Source organism: Brevundimonas bullata (assembly GCF_014207965.1).
Taxonomy (GTDB): domain Bacteria; phylum Pseudomonadota; class Alphaproteobacteria; order Caulobacterales; family Caulobacteraceae; genus Brevundimonas; species Brevundimonas bullata_A.
Map to the genome: position 1 here is coordinate 429,331 of NZ_JACHLM010000001.1, position 22,510 is coordinate 451,840.

Annotated in this window: 24 protein-coding genes; 12 read left to right on the top strand and 12 right to left on the bottom strand. The window is 69.1% G+C overall.

From position 1 onward, the window contains the following. Positions 1 to 31: 31 nt before the first annotated feature. Positions 32 to 2,905 carry a hypothetical protein gene (locus HNP51_RS02145; protein WP_311769888.1) on the bottom strand — a complete coding sequence of 958 codons (2,874 nt, stop codon included), beginning with the start codon at positions 2,903 to 2,905 and terminating at the stop codon, positions 32 to 34. 222 nt (positions 2,906 to 3,127) lie between these two features. On the opposite strand from HNP51_RS02145, the gene HNP51_RS02150 reads away from it, so the two are divergent. Together HNP51_RS02150 and HNP51_RS02155 are read left to right on the top strand one after the other, a co-directional pair. Continuing rightward, entirely contained in the window at positions 3,128 to 3,337 is a 210-nt protein-coding gene (locus HNP51_RS02150; RefSeq protein WP_184266542.1) for a hypothetical protein, read from the top strand. Between the two features lie 57 nt (positions 3,338 to 3,394). Then, positions 3,395 to 3,898, top strand: a complete 504-nt coding sequence (locus tag HNP51_RS02155) for a pyridoxamine 5'-phosphate oxidase family protein (RefSeq protein WP_184266545.1) — start codon at positions 3,395 to 3,397, stop codon at positions 3,896 to 3,898. A gap of 82 nt (positions 3,899 to 3,980) precedes the next feature. Here the strand turns inward: HNP51_RS02155 and argF are convergent, their stop codons facing one another. The 4 genes from argF to HNP51_RS02175 all read right to left on the bottom strand — a co-directional run bounded on the left by argF (position 3,981) and on the right by HNP51_RS02175 (position 8,137). Next, a complete protein-coding gene (gene argF / locus HNP51_RS02160) occupies positions 3,981 to 4,898 on the bottom strand; it encodes an ornithine carbamoyltransferase (RefSeq protein ID WP_184266548.1) in 918 nt (305 codons plus the stop codon). 160 nt (positions 4,899 to 5,058) lie between these two features. Then, a complete protein-coding gene (locus HNP51_RS02165; protein ID WP_184267529.1) occupies positions 5,059 to 6,234 on the bottom strand; it encodes an aspartate aminotransferase family protein in 1,176 nt (391 codons plus the stop codon). 132 nt (positions 6,235 to 6,366) lie between these two features. Then, positions 6,367 to 7,263: a M20/M25/M40 family metallo-hydrolase gene (locus tag HNP51_RS02170; RefSeq protein ID WP_184266551.1), complete on the bottom strand. Its 897-nt coding sequence runs from the start codon at positions 7,261 to 7,263 to the stop codon at positions 6,367 to 6,369. A 49-nt stretch (positions 7,264 to 7,312) separates the two neighbouring features. Further along, positions 7,313 to 8,137, bottom strand: coding sequence for an ABC transporter permease (locus HNP51_RS02175; RefSeq protein WP_184266554.1), 825 nt, complete (start codon positions 8,135 to 8,137; stop codon positions 7,313 to 7,315). Positions 8,138 to 8,368: 231 nt separating this feature from the next. Here HNP51_RS02175 and HNP51_RS02180 point away from each other — a divergent pair, with 231 nt between their 5' ends. Then, positions 8,369 to 8,911, top strand: coding sequence for a GcrA family cell cycle regulator (locus HNP51_RS02180; protein ID WP_114816783.1), 543 nt, complete (start codon positions 8,369 to 8,371; stop codon positions 8,909 to 8,911). A gap of 182 nt (positions 8,912 to 9,093) precedes the next feature. On the opposite strand, the gene apaG is transcribed toward HNP51_RS02180, so the two are convergent. Further along, positions 9,094 to 9,501 (bottom strand): Co2+/Mg2+ efflux protein ApaG, encoded by a 408-nt coding sequence (gene apaG / locus HNP51_RS02185; protein ID WP_184266557.1) that lies wholly within the window; start codon positions 9,499 to 9,501, stop codon positions 9,094 to 9,096. 104 nt (positions 9,502 to 9,605) lie between these two features. Between apaG and HNP51_RS02190 the strand changes: the two genes are divergently transcribed. Then, complete coding sequence (locus tag HNP51_RS02190) at positions 9,606 to 10,640, top strand: 2'-deoxycytidine 5'-triphosphate deaminase (protein WP_184266562.1); 1,035 nt, start codon at positions 9,606 to 9,608, stop codon at positions 10,638 to 10,640. A gap of 238 nt (positions 10,641 to 10,878) precedes the next feature. Here HNP51_RS02190 and HNP51_RS02195 read toward each other — a convergent pair whose 3' ends face one another. Beyond that, entirely contained in the window at positions 10,879 to 11,484 is a 606-nt protein-coding gene (locus HNP51_RS02195; RefSeq protein ID WP_184266565.1) for a TlpA disulfide reductase family protein, read from the bottom strand. Here HNP51_RS02195 and argH point away from each other — a divergent pair. Genes argH through lysA form a run of 3 tightly spaced genes read left to right on the top strand, consistent with a single transcriptional unit; the run spans position 11,483 to position 14,418 of the window. Beyond that, a complete protein-coding gene (gene argH / locus HNP51_RS02200) occupies positions 11,483 to 12,886 on the top strand; it encodes an argininosuccinate lyase (RefSeq protein ID WP_184266568.1) in 1,404 nt (467 codons plus the stop codon). The two genes, HNP51_RS02195 and argH, sit on opposite strands and share 2 nt — an antisense overlap. Further along, on the top strand, positions 12,883 to 13,104 hold the full coding sequence (lptM, locus tag HNP51_RS02205) for an LPS translocon maturation chaperone LptM (protein ID WP_184266571.1): 222 nt from the start codon (positions 12,883 to 12,885) through the stop codon (positions 13,102 to 13,104). Before argH ends, lptM begins: the two co-directional genes overlap by 4 nt. Positions 13,105 to 13,137: 33 nt before the next feature. Beyond that, complete coding sequence (gene lysA / locus HNP51_RS02210; protein WP_184266574.1) at positions 13,138 to 14,418, top strand: diaminopimelate decarboxylase; 1,281 nt, start codon at positions 13,138 to 13,140, stop codon at positions 14,416 to 14,418. A gap of 192 nt (positions 14,419 to 14,610) precedes the next feature. Here lysA and HNP51_RS02215 read toward each other — a convergent pair whose 3' ends face one another. Together HNP51_RS02215 and HNP51_RS02220 are read right to left on the bottom strand one after the other, a co-directional pair. Then, on the bottom strand, positions 14,611 to 15,150 hold the full coding sequence (locus tag HNP51_RS02215) for a phosphoribosyltransferase (protein ID WP_184266577.1): 540 nt from the start codon (positions 15,148 to 15,150) through the stop codon (positions 14,611 to 14,613). After that, positions 15,143 to 16,024 carry a DUF3426 domain-containing protein gene (locus tag HNP51_RS02220; protein ID WP_184266580.1) on the bottom strand — a complete coding sequence of 294 codons (882 nt, stop codon included), beginning with the start codon at positions 16,022 to 16,024 and terminating at the stop codon, positions 15,143 to 15,145. Before HNP51_RS02220 ends, HNP51_RS02215 begins: the two co-directional genes overlap by 8 nt. 74 nt (positions 16,025 to 16,098) lie before the next feature. Here HNP51_RS02220 and HNP51_RS02225 point away from each other — a divergent pair, with 74 nt between their 5' ends. From HNP51_RS02225 to HNP51_RS02240, 4 genes are read left to right on the top strand one after another with little or no spacing between them, the layout of a single operon-like run. Continuing rightward, positions 16,099 to 16,824: a cell division ATP-binding protein FtsE gene (locus HNP51_RS02225; RefSeq protein ID WP_184266585.1), complete on the top strand. Its 726-nt coding sequence runs from the start codon at positions 16,099 to 16,101 to the stop codon at positions 16,822 to 16,824. Further along, entirely contained in the window at positions 16,821 to 17,702 is an 882-nt protein-coding gene (locus tag HNP51_RS02230; RefSeq protein WP_184266588.1) for an ABC transporter permease, read from the top strand. The genes HNP51_RS02225 and HNP51_RS02230 overlap by 4 nt, the downstream gene beginning before the upstream one ends. Positions 17,703 to 17,711: 9 nt before the next feature. Next, positions 17,712 to 18,341, top strand: a complete 630-nt coding sequence (locus tag HNP51_RS02235) for a YdcF family protein (protein WP_184267531.1) — start codon at positions 17,712 to 17,714, stop codon at positions 18,339 to 18,341. Positions 18,342 to 18,345: 4 nt separating this feature from the next. Further along, complete coding sequence (locus HNP51_RS02240; RefSeq protein WP_184266591.1) at positions 18,346 to 19,059, top strand: 1-acyl-sn-glycerol-3-phosphate acyltransferase; 714 nt, start codon at positions 18,346 to 18,348, stop codon at positions 19,057 to 19,059. A gap of 39 nt (positions 19,060 to 19,098) precedes the next feature. On the opposite strand, the gene hisC is transcribed toward HNP51_RS02240, so the two are convergent. Genes hisC through HNP51_RS02255 form a run of 3 tightly spaced genes read right to left on the bottom strand, consistent with a single transcriptional unit; the run spans position 19,099 to position 21,971 of the window. Further along, positions 19,099 to 20,202: a histidinol-phosphate transaminase gene (gene hisC, locus HNP51_RS02245; RefSeq protein ID WP_260398283.1), complete on the bottom strand. Its 1,104-nt coding sequence runs from the start codon at positions 20,200 to 20,202 to the stop codon at positions 19,099 to 19,101. A gap of 24 nt (positions 20,203 to 20,226) precedes the next feature. After that, positions 20,227 to 20,907, bottom strand: coding sequence for a hypothetical protein (locus HNP51_RS02250; RefSeq protein ID WP_184266598.1), 681 nt, complete (start codon positions 20,905 to 20,907; stop codon positions 20,227 to 20,229). Continuing rightward, positions 20,907 to 21,971 (bottom strand): DUF2125 domain-containing protein, encoded by a 1,065-nt coding sequence (locus tag HNP51_RS02255; protein WP_184266601.1) that lies wholly within the window; start codon positions 21,969 to 21,971, stop codon positions 20,907 to 20,909. Before HNP51_RS02255 ends, HNP51_RS02250 begins: the two co-directional genes overlap by 1 nt. A gap of 102 nt (positions 21,972 to 22,073) precedes the next feature. Here HNP51_RS02255 and HNP51_RS02260 point away from each other — a divergent pair, with 102 nt between their 5' ends. After that, positions 22,074 to 22,508 (top strand): VOC family protein, encoded by a 435-nt coding sequence (locus HNP51_RS02260; RefSeq protein ID WP_184266604.1) that lies wholly within the window; start codon positions 22,074 to 22,076, stop codon positions 22,506 to 22,508. Positions 22,509 to 22,510 lie beyond the last annotated feature (2 nt).

The window sequence follows — 22,510 nt, forward strand, 5'->3', positions numbered from 1 at the left end:
GCCACCCCTACCGCCTCTTCGACGCGTTTCGCTACGCCACCGGCTCGACCGTAAAGGCGTCCGCCGCCTCGCGCGCCACGCGGCGCGTCTCGGCCGAGGTCACCGGCGTGAGCCGCTGCACCGCCGCCAGCGCCTGCTGGTCGCCGCGTCGGGCCGCGATCATGTACCACTTGAAGGCCTCGGTCGCATTCGGGGCCACGCCCTCGTCGCCCTTCTCGTACAGGCGAGCGACATTGTACTGGCTGTCGACGCGGCCGGCCTCAGCCGCCTTCTTAAGCCAGCTCAGGGCCTCGACGCGGTTCCGTGATCCGCCCTCACCGTCGTACAACTGCATGGCGTAGTAATGCATGGCCCGCGCCTCGCCGCCCTCGGCCGCGCGCCGGGCCCAGGCCCGGGCCTCGACCGGATCGGGGGTCAGACCGGCGCCGCCCTCCTGATAGAGGCCCGCCAGACGCATCTGCGCCGGACCGTAGCCCAGGTTGGCCGCGCGCTTCAGAGTCTCCAGACCACTGTCGTCGCCGTTGTCGATCAGTTGCACGCCGCGCGCATAGAGGGCCGCGCCCTCGGTCGCCGCCACGTCCGGCGACGGCACGGCCTCCGTCGGCGTCGCGCTGAGCGCTACAGCGGCGATCGGCGCCGGGTCCGCATCAGCCGTCGACGCCGCGCCGCCGGTGAGGCTCGCCATGTCCGGCAGGATCAGGCCCGAGCCCTCGGCCAGTTGCAGAGAGGCGTAGCCGCCGCCCATGACCAGCGCCGCCACTGCCGAGGCGCCCAGCGCCTTGCGCATGGTCGAACCTTCACGCGTCGCCTGTTTGTCCAGACGCTCCTGCAACTTGGACTTGCCGCCCCGCTTCAGACCGAAGCCCTTGCGCGGGGTCTCGTCGGTATTGGCCATGGCGGCGCGCGCCGCGTCCAGGGCGTCTCGCGTCGTAGCGCGGCCCGCCGCGGCGCCCGCCTTGAGCGCGTCTGGATCAATGAAGTCGATCTCGGCCGAGAAGCCGTCGTCGCCGACCTCGTCGCCCGGACCGTCCACCAGCGGCGGCAGACCGCCCACGGCGTCCAGGAAGGCGTCGTCGACCAGGACGTCGCGCACATCGGCGCCGCCAAAGTCGTCGGTGACAAAATCGCTCTCGGCCAAGGCCGCATCGGCGAAGGCGGGCTCGACAGCCTCGTCCAGAGGATCGGTGGAAACGGCGCCGAAGCGGGCCCGCTCGGGGCTGGAGCCGAACAGGGCGGCGGGCGTCGTCTCCCCCTCCTCGACCGGCGCCGAGGGATTCAACTCGGCGTCCAGAGGGTCGGCGAAGACCGGCTCAGGATCTCGCACCATAGGCGTGGGGAAGGGCGCAGCGTCCAGAATGCCGCCCAAGGTGTCGTCGGACCAGATGTCGTCCGCCGGATCGGCGAAGGCGGCGGCGCGCCAGTCCCCGCTCGGGCTTTCAGCCGGACTCCAAGGCGTCGGCTCGGGGCTTTCCAGCGGCGTCTCGCGACGACCGGCGCGTGCGCCGCGCTGCTCGATGCTCTCTCGGGCCTCGGCCAGCAGACGCGCGGTGCGCTCCTCGCTCTGACGCATCCGCTCGCCCAGTTCGCCCGAGGCGCGGTCGTAGCGTTGCTCGATCTTGTCGGTGTTCTCGGCCAGGCGGCGGCCGATGTCGTCCAGGGCCTGAGCGGAGCGACGTTCCGACTGGGCGATGCGCTCGGACAAACGATCCGAGATGCGGGTGATCTCGCCGCCCAAGCGTTCCAGCGCCAGGGCGTTCTGGTCGTCGGACCGCGTCATCCGTTGATCCACGGCCTGAACGTGACGCTGCATCTCGCGATCCAGCCGGTCATTCAGCTCACGGCCCAGGACCTCGACGCGAGCCTCAACGTCCGACGTCGCGCCGCCCGTTTCGACCTTCTCGACGCGGGCGTTCAGGTTCTGGGCGATGCGCAGGACTTCACGGCCCATGGCTTCGACGGCGTCGGCCGACCGCTGCTCGGCGGCGCGGGTCTGATCGCCGACGGCGGCCAGGGCGCGCTCGATGCGATCCACGCGGTTTTCGGTCTCGGCCACGTCGAGGCGACGCATCATCTCGACGCGGCTGCCCTCGACCTGACGCGCCAGGGTCTCGGCTAGTTTTTCGAACCGCGCGGCTTCGCGGGCGTGTTCCGGTTCGACCCGGCCTTCGGCGTCGCGCAGGCGCAGGTCCAACGCCGCGAACGACCGCTCCAGTCCCTTCAGGGCTTCCGACGTGCGCTCCTGCGCCTCGTCCAGACGCTGGCCGACCTGGGCCAGGACGTCGGTTCCAGCCCCCGGACCGGCGGCCTTCTCAACCGCCTCCATCCGTTCACGAAGCTCGCTGATGGTGGTGCGCTGACGCTCGTCCAGATCGAACAGCCGGCTGGAGACGGCGCCCAGGGCCGCGTCAAGCTTGGCGAAGCCTTCCTCGGTCTGGGGGCCGATTTCCCGTTCGAAGCGGCGCAGGCGCTTATGGCCCTCGCGCAGTTCATCGGCGATGTCATCAATGCGGCGGGCATAGCCCAGACCGATCTCGTCCTGCTTGTCCAGACGGCGCACCAGGCCGGCCACGGCCTGATCGACGCCCTGAATGGCGACGGTCGAGTGGCGCTCGACGGCTTCCAGCCGGGCGGCGATGATTTCGAGCGAGGCGCCGACGCGAATGCCGTCGTCCTCGGCGCCATAGACGTCGTCCAGGCGGCGCGAGCGACTGCGGCGGTCATAGGGGTCAGGAATAGGCGTGCGGCGCGGCAGGGGCGTGACGCCCTCGTCCTCGTCCGGCTCGTCCATGATCATGGAGTTCAGCCATTCGCCCAAGGTCATGCCAGACCGACGCGCCAGGTCCTTGGCGATCTCGCGGGCCTTGGGGTCTATCCCCTTCACGCTCCACGGCGCTGCTGCGCTCACTGATTCGCCTCCCGACCCATTTGGAGAACGCTAACCTTCCAGATCATGCGTGTAAATCTATCGTTAACCGCAATATCTGGCGCCTGGACCAGACGAATCGCGGAACCCGACCCTGTAGCTGAGCCGTTCATCGCTCCGATATGGTTAATGTCGCGTTTACGATAATCTTCGCGTCGGATTTCGACTTGCGAAGCCTGGCCTGACACGCCAACTGCCCTCGCCATGAGCCCTTCCCTGACCCTGACCCTGCTGGCCGTCTCGACCGCCGTCGCCGTCTTTTCCGGCTGGCGCGGGGCCCGTCCGCCGGACCTGTCGCGCGGTCCGCGCATGATCCCGTGGCGGTTCATCATGCTGGTCGCAGGGGCGCTGACCTTCCTGCTGCTGATCCACCTGGCCGCTGTGCTGAGCGGCCGGACCTTCCCCACGACCTGACGGAACGGGACGGCCCGCCGACGGTTCTTCTGCCTCACTTGCAGAAAGGAACACCGGATGAACAAGGATCTGACCCCCGCCGAGGCCGAAGCCGAATTCTGGAACAGCCTGAAGCACAGCAACACGGGCATGCTCGGCCTGGACCGGCCCGGCTATCACAGCCAGCCGATGACCGCCTTCCGCGAGGAAGAGACCGGGACGATCTGGTTCTTCACCCGCAATGACACCGATCTGGCGCGCGATGTCGCCGCGCCGGGTCAGTCGGCCATGTTCAGCTACGGATCGAAGGACCAGAAGGTCTGGGCCTGCATCCACGGCGAGTTGTCGGCCCAAGGGCGCGACCCGGCGATTATCGACCGCTACTGGAATCCGGTGCTGGCGGCCTGGTATCCGGGCGGCAAGGATGATCCCGACCTGACCCTGCTGCGCTTCGACGCCGACGACGGCCGGGTCTGGGTCAGCGACGGCGGGGTGTTCAAATTCGCCTATGAGATCGCCAAGGCCAACGTCACCAAGACCCTGCCCGACGCCGGCGGCGTGGCCGACGTCAATCTGCAATAACTCAGCCGCCTACAGCGCGCACCTTGCCCTCAAGCAGCCTCGCCCCGCGGGCGAGGCGTTAGGGCGCTTTCGCAGGCGAGTTTCACTCGCCTGCGAAACACCAAGCGAGCACCGCCTTCTGGGCGTGGATGCGGTTCTCGGCCTCGTCCCAGATCAGCGAGCGCGGGCCGTCGATGACTTCGTCCGTCACCTCTTCGCCGCGGTGCGCCGGCAGGCAGTGCAGGAAGACGGCGTCGTCGTTGGCCAGGCCCATCAGGGCCGCGTCGACGGTGTAGGGCTCGAAGGCGGCCAGACGGGCCTCATAATCCTGATCGCCCATCGACACCCAGGTGTCGGTGACGACGACGTCGGCGCCGACCACCGCCTCGCGCGGATCGCTGGTCAGGTGGACGTGGGCGCCGCCCTTCTCCAGATCGCGCAGGTCGGGGTGGTATTCCGCCGGACAGGCCACGTTCAGGCGGAAGCCGAACTTGGGCGCCGCGTGCATGAAGCTGTGGCAGACATTGTTGCCGTCGCCGACCCAGGCGATGGTCTTGCCCCGCACCGGCCCCAGATGCTCCTCGATCGTCAGCAGGTCAGCCAGGATCTGGCACGGGTGGCTGCGGTCAGTCAGGCCGTTGACCACCGGCACGGTCGAGACGCGGGCGAAACGCTCGACGTCCTCATGGTCGTTGGCGCGGATCATCACGGCGTCGACCATGCGCGACAGGACCTTGGCCGTGTCCTCGACCGGCTCGCCGCGCCCCAACTGCATGTCGGCGGCGGTGGCGATGATGGCCGAGCCGCCCAGCTGGCGGATGGCGGCGTCGAAGCTGAAGCGGGTGCGCGTCGAGTTCTTCTCGAAGATCATGGCCAAGACGCGGTCCTTGCCCGGCGCATCGGCGTCGGGACGCCCCTTCAGCCAGCCCTTGCGCGCCTGCTTGCGGGCGTGGGCGTCATCCAGGATGGCGCGCAGGTCGGCGGCGTCGAGCCGGTGAATGTCGAGGAAGTGACGGACCATGGCGAAACCTCTCCCTCCCCGCTCTGGGGAGGGTGGTCCCGCAGGGACCGGGTGGGGGCGGCCTTGCGGAAACCTGGAAATGAAGGGACAGCGTCCCCACCCGACCTCACCTCCGATGGAGGCTCGGCCACCCTCCCCATGAAGGGGAGGGAGAGAGCACTTAGGCCGCCAGCTTCGTCCGGGCGAACTCGCAAGCGGTTTCGAACTTCTCGACGGCCTCGCGGGCCTCTTCGAGGGTGATGTTCAGCGGCGGCAGGATGCGGACCAGGTTGTCGCCGCCGCCGGCGACCAGCAGCCTGGCCTCGTCGCGGGCCCAGCCCATGAAGTCGCGGTTGTTGGGGACCAACTTGACGCCGACCAGCAGACCCTTGCCGCGCACCTCGACGATCACGTCGGGGAAGCGTTCGGCCAGGCCGTGAAGCTGCTGCTTCAGATAGCCGGCGATCTCGTTGACGTTGGCCAGGATGGCGTCCGACGACACCTCGGCGAAGGCGGCCTGACCGACGGCCATGGCCAGGGGGTTGCCGCCGAAGGTGGAGCCGTGAGCCCCGACCGTCATGCCCTTGGCCGCTTCCGCCGTCGACAGGCAGGCGCCGATGGGGAAGCCGCCGCCCAGGGCCTTGGCGATGGCCATGATGTCCGGCGCCATGCCGGCCCATTCGTGGGCCCACAGCTTGCCGGTCCGCCCCATGCCGCACTGGACCTCGTCGAAGATGATCAGCACGCCGTGGGCGTCGCACAGCTCGCGCAGACCGCGCAGGCACTGTTCCGGCATGGCGCGGCAGCCGCCCTCGCCCTGCACCGGCTCGACGATGATGGCGGCGGTGGTCGGGTTGGCGATGGCGGCCTTGATGGCGTCGTGGTCGCCCCACTTCAGCTGATGGAAGCCTTCCATCTTGGGCCCGAAGCCCTCGGTGTAGCTGGGGTTGGCGGCGGCGTTGATGGCGCCATAGGTGCGGCCGTGGAAGGAGCCGTCAAAGCCGTAGATGTCGATGCGTTCCGGCTGGCCGTTGGCTGAGTGGAACTTGCGCGCCGTCTTCAGCGCGCACTCGACGGCTTCCGTGCCCGAGTTGGTGAAGAAGACCACGTCCGCGAACGACTTTTCGCACAGGGCGTCAGCCAGGGCGTCCTGACCCGGAATCTTGAAGATATTGGAGACGTGCCACAGCTTCTCGGCCTGATCCTTGACCGCCTGCACCAGCTTGGGGTGGGCGTGGCCGAGGGCGTTGGTCGAGATGCCGGAGACGCAGTCCAGATATTCGGTCCCGTCGGTCGCCCACAGGCGGACGCCCTGGCCGCGCTCCACTTCCAGCGGCGCGCGATTGTAGACACCCATCAGATGACCGGACACAGGCAGACTCCATAAAGAGCGACGGTCCCGCAACCTTGGCTGCGGGACCGCTTTGAAAAAGGCGACGAACTTGTCGGGCGCTATTCCGGCTTAGTCAACACCGCGCGCGTGGCGATTTCAGCGCAGTTGCGCGTCCAGCTTCTGCACCAGGGCGGCGTAGGTGGCGCCGGCCAGGGCGATGGTCGCGCCCTCGACGGCCTCGATGGCGTCGTCCTTGGTGTGGATGACGCGGAAGACCTTGGGCGTGAAGCCCTCGGCCAGACCCTTGTCCTCGCCGCCGTTGAAGGCCAACCACATCTGGTGGGCGCCGATCTCATCCTGGAAGCCCAACGACACCACCGGCGCGCCCGCGGCCGAGAAGGCGCGGTCGTCGGACGGCGGATAGACGGGGAAGCCGACGCATTGCAGGGCGCGCTCGGCGCACAGTTCCTGTGTGGCGCGGGTGACGAAGGCCGACTGCGCCCCGTTGTTCTGGCCGTACATCATCGTGTCGCCATAGGCGGCGACATCCGAGTTCACCACGGCGACGACATTGGCGACGCCGTGCGCCTCGATCCACTTGCGCGCGCCGATCAGGCCCAGCTCTTCCTGGTCGAAGAAGATGACGCGGACGCGGTGGCTCAACGGCTTGTCGCGCAGAATCTTGGCCGCTTCGATCAGGGCCACGACCGAACCGGCGTTGTCGACCACGCCTTGCGACATGGTCCCGTCGCGCAACTTGACCGCGTCATAGTGGGCGGTCAGCAGGATTTCCTTCGGCCCGTCGCCGATGGTGACGACGACGTTGGAGCCCTGCATCGGCCCGGCGCGACCACCGCCCTCGAAGGTCTCGACGGTCGGGTTGAAGCCGGCGGCGCGCAGCTGGGCCACCAGGACGTTCATCCGTTCCGTATTGGACGGCTGAACATAGGCGCCGACCTGGGCCTTCAGCGCTTCCGCGTCTTGGGCGAAAGCCGGTGTGGACAGCAACGCGGCGGCGGCGACAGCGGACGCGAGAACGGATCGAAACAGCATGAGGACCTCCCAAGCCCCTCCCCAGGGGCGTTGGGTCCTGCCTAACGGCTCAGCTCTTCAGACGCCAGCCCGAGCGGAACACCAGCCAGCAGGCCGCGCCCATCAGCACGGTCAGCACCCCGCTCATGATGACGCCGACCCACAGGTTGCCCTCGGCGTGGCCGATGAAGCCCGCCCGGAAGCCATCGATCAGGTAGAAGAAGGGATTGAAGCGGCTGATGCTGGCGAACGGCTCCGGCAGGCTGTCAATCAAGTAGAAGGTCCCCGACAGGAAGGTCATCGGCATGACGACAAAGTTCTGCACCGCCGACAGGTGGTCGAACTTCTCGGACCACAGACCGGCGAGCACGCCCATCATCCCCATCAGCAGAGAGGCTATCAGGCCGAACCAGACGATCAGCAGGACATTGGCCACGCCCAGCTTCGCAAACGGCAGGACGCACAGGGCCGTCACCAGACCGACGGCCACCCCGCGCGTCGCCGCGCCCAGGGTGAAGCCGATGGTCAGTTCCAGCGGGCTGAGCGGCGGGGTCAGGAAGTCGGTGGCCGTGCCCATGATCTTGGCCTGGATCAGGCTGGACGAGGCGTTGGCGAAGGCGTTCTGAAGAATGGCCATCATGATCAGGCCGGGGGCCACGAACTCGGCGAAGGGGGTGCCGTGCAGCGGCGGACGCGCCCCCTTCAGCGCCACCACGAAGACCAGCATGTAGAGCAGGGTCGTCACCACCGGCGCCGCCACCGTCTGGGCGCCCACCTTCCAGAAACGGCGCACTTCGCGCAGGTAAAGCGTGCGCAGACCCACCCAGTTGATGCCGTCGTAGCGACGGGGCTGAGGCAGGCCGGAGGGGCGAGTAGAGGCGAGATCGGTCTTCATAGGCGCCCAGATGCGCCCGCTAAGCTGGTTTCGCAAGGCGCCCGACGTTCGACGAAGGGACGCAAAACTGATTCAAAACGGGACGTTAACCACACTACATCTGGTTTCTGTGGACAGCTGAATTGCCACATCTTGCGTGTTTTAAGTGCTGCTTTACGATTAGTAGCAGGTCGAGGCGGGGAAATTCGTCGGCGACCCAAGATATTGAATCCGATCCCCGGGAGGGTGGCCATGACCACAGCTAGCTGGACTGAAGACCGCGTCGGCGCGCTGAAGAAGCTCTGGCTGGAAGGCCAGTCGGCAAGCCAGATCGCCAAGACCCTCGGCGGCGGCGTGACCCGCAACGCCGTGATCGGCAAGGTGCACCGCCTGGGCCTGTCGGGCCGCGCCGCGCCGTCGCAACCGGCCCGCACCACCTTCCGCGCCGCCGCCCGTCCGCGCCCTGCCGCGCCGGCCGCGCCGGTTCAGGCCCCGTCGGCTCCGCGCCGCATCGAGGCCGCCGCCCCGCGTCCGGTCATGGCCGTTCAGCCCTCGGCCCCCGCCCCCATGCCGGAACTGCCCGGCACGGCCACGGTGATGACCCTGGGCGCCCACATGTGCAAATGGCCGATCGGCGACCCCTCGTCGCGCGAGTTCAGCTTCTGCGGCCGCCGCGCCACGGAAAACGTCTATTGCGGCGAACACGCCCGCGTCGCCTACCAGCCCCAGGTCCGCCGCGGCGCGTCCAAGGACGGCGCCACCGAGCTGGCCCGCAGCCTGCGGCGTTATATCTAAGCGTTGAGGACGCTATCGCTCGCGACGCGGTCGCTCGCTGCTTGAGCGCGTCGCGCATCTGACCTTCTCCCGTCCGGTTCGCCGGACGGGAACAAGGCTGGGGCTGCGGTTCATCCGGGTTGACGCAGCCCTATCGCCCTCGCCTCGCGGCGGGGGTTTTTCTTTGGGTGGAGGTCGCCGCCCTAGTTCAGCGTCCGCCGCGTATCCGGCACGTCCAAGCTGAAGGCCGGGATGACCGCCTCGAACATCCGCCCATCCACGTCGGTCAGGTAGTAGGCCCCGACCATCGAACCGGACGAGGCGCCCAGGGGACAACCCGAGGCGTAGGAATAGCTGTCGCCCGGCTCGATCACCGGCTGCTCGCCGACCACGCCCTGACCGCGCACTTCTTCGACATGGCCGTAGGCGTCGGTGATGGTCCAGCGGCGCGCCACCAGTTGCACCGGCGCCCCAGTCAGGTTGACGATCTCGATCTGATAGGCCCAGACCCAGCGCCCCGCCGCCGGGTCCGACTGGGCCGCCAGATAGGAGGGGCGGACGCGAACGACGACGCCTTCGGTTTCGGCGGTATAGGCAGGAGGGGCGTGCATGCGCTATATGCAGCCCGCCGACCTCGGGGTTCAACCCGTCTGGTGCCTCGGATGTCGCATTCCGAAGCGAGACAGATGGAAAAAACCGTGTGAGACAGGACGGCATGAGCATCTTCCAGATTCCCGCCCAGCCCGGCATTCTGCCCTTCCAGGGCATCGAGACCCTGATCGCCACCGGCGCGATCCAGTCCGACACCCCCTTCGATCATGATCAGGTGCAGCCGGCCAGCCTGGACCTGCGCCTGTCGAACCAGGCCTGGCGCGTGCGCGCCTCCTTCCTGCCGGGCCAGCGCAAGGTCGAGGACCGCATCAACGACGTGGAGATGCACGCCATCGACCTCTCGGGCGGCGTGGTGCTGGAAAAGGGCTGCGTCTACATCGCCCGGCTGCAGGAACGCCTCAGCCTGCCCAAGGGCCTGAACGCCCGCGCCAACCCCAAGAGCTCGACCGGTCGCGTGGACGTCTTCGTTCGCCTGCTGACCGACAAGGGCGGCAGCTTCGACGACGTGGACGAGGGCTATGACGGCCCCCTCTATCTCGAGATCGCGCCCCAGACCTTCTCCATCCTGGTCAAGCCAGGCACCAGGCTGAACCAGCTGCGCCTCAAGGCCGGCGATCCGCCCAAGCTGGAAACCCGCAGCGTCGGCGTCGACCTGCGCGCGGGCGAGCAGGGCGTCGTCGGCTTCCGCGGCCGTCGCCATGCCGGGGTCGTCAACATGGACCACATCGACGGCCACGACCCGCGCGACTTCTGGGAGCCGCTGACCCTGCGTCGCGGCGAACTGCTGCTCGATCCAGGCGAGTTCTACATCCTGGCCTCGTCGGACGATGTGGAGATTCCGGTCGACCAGGCCGCCGAAATGACCCCGATCGACCCCTCGGTCGGCGAGTTCCGCGTCCACTACGCCGGCTTCTTCGACCCCGGCTTTGGCACGGACGAGGCTCACGGCGCGGGATCGAAAGGCGTGCTGGAGGTTCGCACCCACGACACCCCCTTCCTGCTGGAACACGGCCAGATCGTCGCCCGCCTGGTCTATGAGCCGCTGACGGAACGCCCGACCCGCCTCTACGGCGAAGGCGGCAGTCACTATCAGAGCCAGGGCCTGAAGCTGTCGAAACACTTCCGCCCCTGGGGCTGATTTGCCCTTCTCCCCTTGCGGGAGAATGCGCTCAAGCAGCCAAAGGCGTTAGCGCCCCTAACATCCTTCTCCCCTTGAGGGAGAAGGTGGGCGCCGCAGGGGCTCGGATGAGGGGTGTGAGCGCCGCGGTCGAAGGATCGCGGCGCTATCTTTTTGCCTGACCAACGAGAAGCGGCGGCGCCGACACCCCTCATCCGTCAGGCTTCGCCTGCCACCTTCTCCCGCAAGGGGAGAAGGCTCACCCTTCCGCCAGCAAGGCCTCCACCAGCGCCTTGGCTTCGTCGCTGGCCCAATCGGCTTCGCCGGTCAGGACGGCGCGGACATTGCCCTGACGGTCCAGCAGGATGGTCTGGGGCATGGCCCCCTTGCCGGGAAATTCGAACGGCAGCTGGAACTTGGGATCGGCGTAATAGGCCAGCGGCGCATGGTCGGCGATGAAGGCGCGGGCCTCGGGCACGGCCTTGTCCACATCCATGCTGATCGTGACGACGGCGAAATCGTCGCGCCCTTTATAATGCTCGGCCAGCGCCGCCAGGGTCGGCATCTCGATCTTGCAGGGCGCGCACCAGGTGGCCCACAGGTTGACCACCGCCACCTTGCCCTTGAAGTCGGCAAAGCGCACGTCGCGGCCCTCGGCGTCCTTGAACACATAGTCGGGCGCGGGCGTCGGGGCGGGGGTCAGCAGCTTGGCCAGCGAGCCCTTGGCGTGAACCGCCAGCGAGGATGACGCGGACTCTTTGCCCCCGCCGTCGCGATTGGCGTATAGCAGCGCCACGCCGCCGATCGCGCCGATCAGCAGCACCGCCGTCGCCACGCCCGCCAAAGTCCGTTTAGAGCCGCTCATGTCCGACACGCCTTCCAACACCCCTCAAGGTCAGTCTCTATGGGGCGGACGCTTCAGCGCCAAGCCCGCCGACATCATGCAGGCCATCAACGTCTCCATCGGCGTCGATAAACGCCTGTGGGCGCAGGACCTGGCCGGGTCGCGGGCCCATTGTCGCATGCTGGCCCAGCAGGGCATCATCCAGCAGGCCGACGCCGAGGCCATTCTGGGCGGACTGGACGTGATCGAGGGCGAGATCCGGGACGGGTCTTTCCCCTTCCGCGACGCCTATGAAGACATCCACATGAACGTCGAGGCCCGCCTGTCGGAGCTGATCGGCGAGCCCTCGGGGCGTCTGCACACGGCGCGCAGCCGCAACGATCAGGTGGCGACCGACTTCCGCCTCTGGGTCCGCGACGCCTGCGACCGCACTGTCGAACAGTTGAAGGCGCTGCAAGGCGTTCTGCTGGACCGGGCGGAACAGCACGCGGGCGACCTGATGCCCGGCTTCACCCACCTGCAGACGGCCCAGCCGGTGACCTTCGGCCACCACCTGATGGCCTATGTCGAGATGTTCGGGCGCGACGCCAGCCGCTTTGCCGACGCCCGCACCCGCATGAACGAGAACCCGCTGGGCGCCGCCGCCCTGGCCGGTTCGCCCTTCCCCATCGACCGCCACATGACGGCGACCGCGCTGGGTTTTGACCGCCCCATGGCCAACAGCCTGGACGCCGTCTCGGACCGCGACTTCGCGCTGGAAAGCCTGGCCGCCGCCTCGATCGCGGCGGGCCACCTGTCGCGTCTGGCCGAGGAGATCGTGGTCTGGATGACGCCGATGTTCGGCTTCGCCTCCCTGCCCGACGACCTGACCACCGGCTCGTCCATCATGCCGCAGAAGCGCAACCCCGACGCCGCCGAGCTGGTGCGCGCCAAGACGGGCCGGATCATGGGCTCGCTGGTCGCGCTCTCGACCGTGATGAAGGGCCTGCCTCTGGCCTATTCCAAGGACATGCAGGAGGACAAGCCGCCGGTGTTCGAGGCCTTCGACGCCCTGGATCTGGCGCTGACCGCCATGACCGCCATGGTCGCCGCCATCATCCCCAACACGCCGCGCATGGCCGCCGCCGCCGGGGCCGGCTTCTCGACCGCCACCGATCTGGCCGACTGGCTGGTGCGTGAACTGAACCTGCCCTTCCGTCAGGCCCACCACGTCACCGGCGCCGCCGTGAAGCGGGCTGAGGCGCTCGGCGTCGGACTGGGCGAATTGCCGCTGAGCGAGCTGCAGGCTCTGGATGGCCGGATCACCGAAGGCGTGTATGAAGTCCTGACGCCGGAAGCCTCCTGCGCCAGCCGCCAGAGCTTCGGCGGCACGGCGCCGGAACAGGTCCGCGCCCGTATCGCCGACTGGAGAACCCGCCTGTGAACAAGACCCTGATCCTGATCGGCGCCGCCGCTCTGCTCCTGTCGGGCTGCGGCCGCATGGCCGATCTGGAAGCGCCCGGCGCCGTCCAGACCGAACGCGCCCCGCGCGACAAGAACGCCAAGACCCTGCCGGAGCCGGCGACGATCAACACCGCCCCCCGCCAGAACCCCATCGACAGCGGCGCCTCGGACCCCTTCGGTCGCCCGCCGATGGCCTGACGGCCTCACCTCCTCCAGACCGGACTCCCCGCCGTGCATTATTTCGACCTGAAGGACGGCGTTCTGCACGCCGAGGGCGTCTCTCTGGAGATGCTGGCGGCTGAGGTCGGCACCCCGACCTATGTCTATTCCTCGGCCACCCTGCGCCGTCACTACGGCCTGCTGCGCGACGCCTGCGACGCCCACAAGGACGCGCTGGGCGACGCCCTGATCGCCTTTGCGGTCAAGGCCAACTCCAACCTGTCGGTGCTGGCGACCCTGGCGAAACTGGGCTGCGGCGCAGACACGGTGTCCGAGGGCGAGATCCGTCGCGCCCTGGCGGCGGGCGTGCCGGGCGAGCGCATCATCTTCTCGGGCGTGGGCAAGACCGACGCCGAACTGGCCTTCGCCATCGACGTCGGCGTGCGCCAGATCAACGTCGAATCCTCGGCCGAACTTGAACGGCTGATCCTGGTGGCGGCCGAGAAGTCCGCCTCCCCCGCCATCGCCATCCGCGTTAATCCCAAGATCGGCGCCGGCGGCCACGCCAAGATCACCACCGGCGGCGCCGGCGACAAGTTCGGCGTGCCGGTCGAGGAGGCGCTCAGCCTCTACGCCCGCGCCTCCGCCTCGCCGCACGTCACCCCCGTGGGCCTGGCCTGCCACATCGGCAGCCAGATCACCGACCTGACCCCGCTGGAAAACGCCTTCCGCGTGCTGCGCGACATGACCGAGACCCTGCGCGCCGATGGCTACAGCGTCACCCGCCTCGACCTCGGCGGCGGTCTGGGCGTGCCCTACTACGGCGACGCCGAAACCGCCTCGCCCGCCGACTATGCGGCCATGGCGGCGCGGGTGCTGGACGGCCTGGACGTCGAGGCGGCCTTCGAACCGGGCCGGCTGATGGCCGCCAATGCAGGCGTGCTGCTGAGCCGGGTCATTCAGGTCAATGAGCGCACTGACGGGCGGCGCTTCCTGGTGCTGGACGCGGCCATGAACGACTTGATGCGCCCAGCCCTCTACGACGCCTTCCACGACCTGAAGGCCGTGCGTCCGCGCGACGGCGACGCCATCCCCTACGACGTGGTCGGCCCGGTGTGCGAGACCGGCGACACCTTCGCCCGCGACCGCGACCTGCCGCCGTTCGAGGCGGGCGATCTGGTCGTCTTCATGAGCGCCGGGGCCTACGGGGCCGTCATGAGCGGCGAATACAACACCCGCCCCCTGGCCGCCGAGGTTCTGGTCGACGGCGCGCGCTGCGCCGTCATCCGCCCGCGCCCGACCTATGAGCAGATGTTCGCCCGCGAGCCGATGGCGGAGTGGTTGAAGGGGTAGCCCACCCTTGTTCCTTCTCCCGATGGGAGAAGGTGGCCCGAAGGGCCGGATGAGGGTCGTCCCTAACCGTCGGCGTGAGCCGTCACGCTCCGGCTGACGCCGACGGAAGCAGCAGCCCCTCACCCTTTCGCGCAAGAACGCTCGCTAACGCTCTCGTGCGCTCAAGCCCTCTCCCGCGGGGAGAGGGGACGATCAATCCAGCGCGCAGATGTCGGGCAGGCCGCGCAGGCCGCCCCTGTGGTCCAGGCCGTAGCCGACGAGGAAGCGGTTGGGGGCCTCCCAGCCGACGAAGTCCGGCTCGGGCGCGCGCGCCTCGGGCCAGGGCTTGCGGGCGAAGACGCAGGTCAGGACTTCGGACGCGCCGGCTTCTCGAGTGATGCGCACCGCCTCGGCCAGCGACAGGCCGGTGTCGAAGACGTCGTCGAGGATCAGCACCCGCTTGCCGGCGATCGGGCGCTGATAGGGGGCATAGACGTCGATCTTGCCGCGGCTGGTCTTTTCATCGCCGTAGGAGGCCAGCCACAGGGCGTCGAAGCGGACGTTGCGTCCCTCGCGCGACAGGGCGCGGGTCAGGTCGGCGGCGAACCACAGCCCGCCAGTCAGCAGGACGGCGGCCACCGTCTCGTCGTCGATGACGGGAGCGATGCGCCGCGCGAGATCGGCGACAATCGCCTCGATCTCGGATTGCGGCAGGAGAACCGTGGGGGCGGGCGCTGGGTCTTGATCAGCCATGCCCGGCGGATACCCCCTGGGCGGGGCTTTTGTCGATAGGCTGCGCGTCGCGCGGCGTCATATCGACGGCGGTGTCGCGGCGCAGCCCCTCTTCGGCGGCCGGCGGCGGACGCCGGGTCGCGGGTCTTGCAGCACGGCTCTGGGCCGACGCCGTGCGGGGCTCGCCTTTCGGGGTCATCACGAAGTCGACGCCGACACCAGAGGCCTTGCGGTCGGGATCGGGGATGACGACGGCGAAGCCCTGAACCTTGCCCGGCAGGACGGGCGCCGTCTCCAGGCGGATGATGCGGTGCGCCACCTCGACGCCCTTGGCGTCCAGCAGGGCTATGCGCACCGGCGGGGCCACGACCTCGTTGTCGCGAATATTGCGCAGGGCGCCCGAGACCACGACCTTGCCCGGATCATAGGGCGTCGTCTTGGCGCCGACGGCCTCGAACTCCAGCCCGGCCAGGTTCACCGGGGCGCCGACCAGCTTGTAGACAGCGGCGGCCTGGGGCCAGGCCTGGACGATGGGCAGGCGGAAGGCGTAGGCGGCGCCGATCAGGGCCAGGAAGACCACGGCCAGACCGGCCCAGACGGCGCCTTGCGTGGCGGCGCGGCGCATCTTGCGCTGCTGCTCGGCCTTGGCGCGGAAGGCACGCGGCAGTTCCGGGGCTGGGGTCTCGGCCAGGCTTTCGGGGGTCTCGTCGCGCTTGCCGAAGCCGGTCTCGACCGCGACGTCCTCGGTGGCGGCGGACAGCTCCAGAGGCTCGTCCTCCAGGGTCGCGCGCCAGTCGTGGCCGCAGGATTTGCAGCGCACACGACGACCGTTCGGACCGATCGCCTCATCGGGCACAAAATAGCTGGTGGCGCAGGCGGGGCAGGTCAGTATCATGTCAGCTGACTGCGAGGCTCGACGCCCCCTCCTGTCGAGGCGCCCGCAACGCCCCGGTCCAAATACGAAATCTGATGCCAAACTCGACCCGACGCGCCGCCGACCCTGATTCCGCGCCCGACACCGTCCGCCTGCGGGGCGTGGGTTTCGGCTATGCGGACAGGCCCGACGTCCTGCGCGACGTTAACCTTAGTCTGACGCAGGGCTCTTTCCACTTCCTTACCGGACCCTCCGGCGCGGGCAAGTCTTCGCTTTTGCGGCTGCTGACCCTGGCCGAGCGGCCGCAGACGGGGCGAATCAGTCTGTTCGGCCGCAACGTCACCGACCTGCCGCGCGGCGGCGTGCCCGCTTTCCGGCGACAGATGGGGGTGGTGTTTCAGGATTTTCGCCTGCTGGACCATCTGACCGCCTTTGAAAACGCCGCCCTGCCCCTGACCCTGGCGGGCGGCAAGACCGCCGACCACGCCGCCGACGTGGCCGAGATGCTGCGCTGGGTCGGTCTGGGTCAGAGGATGGACGCCCTGCCCCCGGCCCTGTCGGGCGGCGAGAAGCAGAGGCTGGCCATCGCCCGCGCCGTCATCACCCGCCCCCGCCTGATCCTGGCCGACGAGCCGACCGGCAGCGTCGACCGCGCCATGGGCGACAAGCTGATGCGGCTGTTCCAGTCCCTGAACAAGCTCGGGGCCACCGTCCTGATCGCCAGCCACGACGAGGCCATGGCCGAACGCGTCGGGGCCAGCGTCCTGCGGTTGGAAAACGGCCATCTGAGCCAGATGACGCCTGCGGGAGAGGCCGCATGATCCGCGCCCTGTTGCGACGCGGCCCGGCCCTGCTGTCACGCGAAGCGGGCGGCGAGCGTTGGCTGATCGTGGTCATCGCCGTGCTCTGCTTCCTCGCCTCCATCACCGCCGTCGGGACTCTGGCCGCCGACCGGGCCGCCCACGGCTGGGCGCGCCAGCTGCGGGCCGAGGCCACGGTTCAGGTCCGCCCGCGCGTGGACGAGACCGGCCCCACCGCCGCCGCCCGCGCCGCCGAGACTCTGGCGGGCGTCAAGGGCGTGGCCGAGGCCGAGGCCATGGACCGCAAGGCCGCCGAGGCCCTGCTGCGGCCCTGGGTCGGCGAAGCGGCCCTGCCCGACCTGCCCCTGCCCTATCTGGTCACCGTCCGCCTGGACCCGAAGAACCCGGCCAGCGCCCCGACCCTGAGCCGCGCCCTGGCCGAGGCCGGGCTGGACGCCAGCGTCGATGACCACAGCCTGTGGCGCGGCGAGGTCGAGCGGTCGGCGGGGGTCATCACGGCTCTGGCCGGCGCCGCCTTCCTGCTGATCGCGGCGGCCACGGCGGCGGCCATCGCCTACGCCACCCGCGCGGGCATGGCCGCGCAGGCGTCTGTGATCGAGACCCTGAGCCTGAACGGGGCGTCCGACGGCTACATCGCGGGCCTGTTCCAGCGCCGTTTCGGCGGACTGGCGGCCACGGCGGGGGCCATGGGTGCGGGCGTCGCCGCTCTCCTGCTGGCCATGCTGCGGCTGGTCGGGGGAGAGGGCGGGCTGACCCCCGCCTTGCCGCTCGCCTTCTCCGACCTGTTGATCCTGATCGCCTGTCCCTTGCTGGCCTTTGGCGTCGCTCTGGCCGCCGCCCGCTTCACGGCGCTGGCGAAGCTGGGCGCACCTAGCTAGTTAAGCATGATGAAGTTCTTGACGCTGATCGCCGTGGTGGCGCTGATGTGGCTGGTGGGGTTGTTCGCCTTCGCCGAGCGCGTGCGCGGCCTGACGCCGGCGGCCGAGCCCGCGCGCGCCGACGCCATCGTCGCCCTGACAGGCCCCTCGGCCGAACGCGTCAACGCGGCCATCCGCCTGCTGGAACTGGACAAGGGCCGCCGGGTGCTGATCTCCGGCGTCAATCGCGACGTGCGCCGCCAGGAACTGCGCGCCCTGACGCCCGGCTCGACCAAGCTGTTCAACTGCTGCGTCGACCTGGGCTTCGAGGCCGAGAACACGGTCGGCAACGCCCAGGAGATCGCCGCCTGGGCGCGGTCCAAGGGTTATGACAGCCTGATCGTCGTCACCTCCGACTACCACATGCCGCGCAGCCTGCTGGAGATCCGCGGCGCCGCGCCCGGGGTCAAGCTGACGCCCTACGCCGTCTCGACCCCGTCGCTGGACAACTCGCGCTGGTGGCGAGCCGCCGTCACCGCCCGGCGGATGACGCTGGAATACATGAAATACCTGGCCGTGCTGGGCCGCGAGGGGATGCATCGGCTGAAGGGCCATCACCCGGAACGATCGGCGCCGCAGACCCAGCCCGAGGCCGCCTGACCCCATGACCACCATCCGTTCCCTGATCTTTGTCGCCTGGCTCTACCTGTCGATGGTGATCTTCGCCGTAGGCCTGTCGCCCGCGCTGCTGATGCCGCACGGCGCCGCCGTCTGGGTCATCAAGTCCTGGTCGAAATTCGTCCTGTTCGGCCTGCGCTGGATCGCCGGGGTCAAGGTCGAGGTGCGCGGGCTTGAGCACCGCCCCACCGGCCCGGCCCTGCTGGCTTGCAAGCATCAGGGCATGCTGGACGTCATCGCCCCCTTCTCCTTCCTCGACGACACCTGCTTCATCATGAAGAAGGAGCTGATGGTCCTGCCCTTCTTCGGCTGGTTCGCCTGGAAGACGAAGATGATCGCCGTCGACCGCTCGGCCCATTCCAAGGCGCTGAAGGACATGGTGCGTCAGGCCCGCGTGCGTCACGCCGAGGGCCGCCAGATCCTGATCTTCCCCGAGGGCACGCGCGGCGAGGTCGGTGCCGCCCCCGACTACAAGCCCGGCATCGCCGCCCTGTACCGCGACCTGAACAGCCCCTGCTGGCCTATCGCCACCAACTCGGGCGTCCACTGGCCCGCCCATGGTTTCCGCCGCTATCCCGGCACCATCGTCTTCGAATTCCTGCCGCCTATTCCAGCAGGCTTGAAGCGCGCCGAGTTCATGGCCGAGCTGGAGAACCGCATCGAAACGGCCTCCACCGCCCTGCTGACACCGAACCCCTGACGCCGAGACGCGGCGGCCCGGCGTCAGGTCGCCGCCGGATCAGCTGGCGGCGAACTCGCTGAGGGCGTCGATCACGGCGCGGTTCTGATCTTCCGTGCCGATGGTGACGCGCAGGCAGTCGGGCAGGCCGTAGCCGCCAACCGGGCGCACAATGATGCCCTTGGCGTTCAGGTAGTCATTGGCGGCGGCGGCGTTGCGCTTGCCCTCAGCAAAGCGGATCAGGATGAAGTTGCCCGCCGAGGGGAAGACCTCGAAGCCGAAGCCGCGGATGGCCTGGGTCATGCGCGGACGCCAGTCCAGCACCAGATCGCGCGAGGCCTTCTGGTGCGCCTCGTCCGACAGGGCGGCGGTGGCGGCGTCGAGGCCCGGCACCGAGACGTTGAACGGCAGGCGGATGCGGTCCACCGCCTGCTCGATGGCCAGGGGGGCGTAGCCGAAGCCGATGCGCAAGCCGCCCAGGCCGTGGATCTTGGAGAAGGTGCGGGTGACGACGATGTTGGACGCCTCACGGGCCAGACCGAAGCTGGTCTCCCAGTCCGGCTCGACCACGAACTCGGCATAGGCCTCGTCCACCACCAGGATGACGTGGGCCGGCAAGGCGGCGTGCAGGCGGCGGATCTCCTCGCCCGAGTTCCAGCTGCCGGTCGGGTTGGACGGGTTGGAGACGTAAACGATCTTCGTCCGCTCATCGACCTGATCGAGGATGGCCTCGACTTCGAGCTTCATGTTCGGCTCGGCCGCCAGCTTGACCTCGGCGCCGCAGGCCTTGGCCGAGATGCGGTAGGCGAGGAAGCCATACTGGCCGGCGACGATGTTGTCGCCCGCGCTCAGATAGGCCTGGTTCAGCAGGGCGAAGACCTCGTCCGAGCCGTTGCCGAAGATTAGGCGCTCGGGCTCCAGTCCGTGGTGGGCGGCCACGGCCTCGCGCAGCTTGGTGGCCCGGCCGTCGGGATAGACGTGGATGTTCTTCAGGGCGGCGGCATAGGCCTCGCGCGCCTTTTCACCGGCGCCCAGGGCGTTCTCGTTCGAGGAGAGCTTCATCGGCTCGGCGAAGCCGGCGATGGCGCCCTTGCCGCCGACATAGGGGGCGATGTCGAGGATGCCGGGCTTGGGGGCGGGCGCAGCGTTCGGCGCGTCGGTCATGGGCGTCATCCTCGAAGTAAATGGTCAGTAAACGGGGGCGGCGCCGATGACGCCGCTCATCTGGCCGGGGGCGTTGCTCAACCGCCCGTCCTCGGCCTGCACATAGCCTGTCAGAACGAACAGCTTCAAGCCGCCGCCCGCCGCCAGCGACGCGGCGATCAGGCCCGCCTCACCCAGGGCCGCCACGATGCGGGCGTCCGAAGCCGGGCTGTCGGTCACCCAGAAGGTGCGGTCGTCGCCGGTCGGGCCGGGGGCCTCGGTCGAGACCAGCAGGGCGCGGGGCGTCCCGGCGGCGTCGTCCGGCAGGGCGGCGATGACCTTGAGCATGGGCAGGGCCAAAAGTTTGCCCCACCAGGGCCGGGCGCCGAGATCGATCAAGGCGCGCCCGCCCTGGCGGGCCGTCAAAAGCGCCTGATCCGGCTCGGCGGCGGGACGACCAATCAGGCCCCAGCGGTCGGCGGCCAGGGCCTGAGACAAAGGCCCGCAGGTGGCCAGGGCCGGGCCGGTCGCGGCCTCGATGCGGCCCAGCACGGCGCGCAGGGCCGGACGCTCAGCCGACGGAATGTCGTGCAGGATCTCGCGCAGGGCGATGGCGTCGGCGTCGGCGGAACCGCGCGCCCCGGCGGCGAGGCGCGCCCGCGCCGCCGCGATCAGGGCGCGGTCCAGCGCCAGACGCTCAAGGTCCTCGGGCGGTTCGACCAGCATCAGAACAGCTGAGGCGCCGGGGCCAGCGCGAAGGGCCCCAAATAGGTGCGCCCGCCCTTGAAGTTCAGCACCAGATCGACCGCCTGGCCCTGCTCGCCCGTCCCGCCCTGCGGCGTGGCCGCAGCCGCGCGGGCGGCGGCGGCGCGGTCCATCGCACCGCCCTGCTGGGCCCCGGCCAGACCGACGATGGCGGCCAGCGGCTTCTCGGCGCGCAGGAAGACTTCACCCTCCAGACGCCCCTTGTCGTCGGCCGACAGGGCCGGGCTGGACAGGAAGGTGCGGCTTTCGCCCGCTTCCAACTGGCCCTTGACCGCGACGAAGCGGCCCCCGGCGGCGGTCCAGGCCGACAGCAAGCCTTGCGCGTCGGCGCCCTTCAGCGCGCCGGCCTTCTCGATCACGGCCTCGACCTGGGCGTTCAGCTTGCCTGACTGGGTCAGGCCCTCGACGGGACCATTCGGACGGCCCTCGCCGTCCACCAGACGGAACAGGACATCGACGTCCTCGGTCGGCGTGTTCGACCCGGCCACGTGCGGGCGCATGTAGAACTGGACCAGACCCGCCTTGGCCAGGGGGAAGGGCTCAGCGTTCGGCAGGGCGGTGAAGACCGGCTTGGCCAGTTCCACCACCACATTGGGCCAGCGCTGGGTCAGGCCGTGCAGGCTCATGCGGATCATCTCGGCGCGCACCGCCACCTTGCCCTTGGCCCCGCGCGTCAGGACCATGCCGTCGGGTGCGGCGATGACCCATTTGGTCGGGTTGTAGGCGTTGGCCTCGGCCACGATCTCGGGCGCGGCGACGGCATGGCCCGAGGGGGCGACGACGTCGACGTGCGTCATCGCCACCCGCGCCCGCAGAGGCCAGCCGGTCGTGGAGAGGCCGGCGTGCTTCACGGTCCAGCCCGACTGCTCCAGCCGGGCGATGCGGCCCTCCAGCTTCTTCTCGATCTGCTGCGTCAGGACGAACCACCAGCCGGTCCACAGGGCCAGGCCGACGAAGACGATGGCGAAGGGGATGATCAGCCCCTTGCGGCTGTGGCGGATCGGTTCAACGTGGGCGTCGGTCATGGTCGCGGTTTAGCAGGACGCGCGGCTGCTGACACGCCCTGTCAGCAGGAACGGGCCACCCTGTTTTCCGTTCGAATCGCAAACTGACAGGAGACGAGGATCATGGAGACGCAACAGCTGCACCGCGGCCGGCTGATCGACCATCTGCAACTGGTGACGCCCGACCTTGAGGCCAGCCGCCGCTTCTACGGCGCGGTGCTCGAAGCCCTGGGCGTGCCGATCGGCGGCGAGGCGGAACGCTTCTTCTGGGCCGACGAACTGTTCGTCTCGGCGGTGGACAGCATTGCTGCAGCGGGACGACCGACCGGGCGCTGCCATCTGGCCTTCCAGGCCCGGGACCGGGCCATGGTCGAGGCCTTCCACAAGGCGGGACTGGCGGCGGGCGGAACCGACAACGGCGCGCCGGGGGAGCGGCCCTATCACCCCGGCTACTACGCCGCCTTCCTGCTGGACCCGGACGGCAACAATATCGAAGCGGTCTTCCACGGCGAGGCCGTGCGCTCGGCCGACAGCGTGGTGGTGACGTTCGAAGAGTAAGC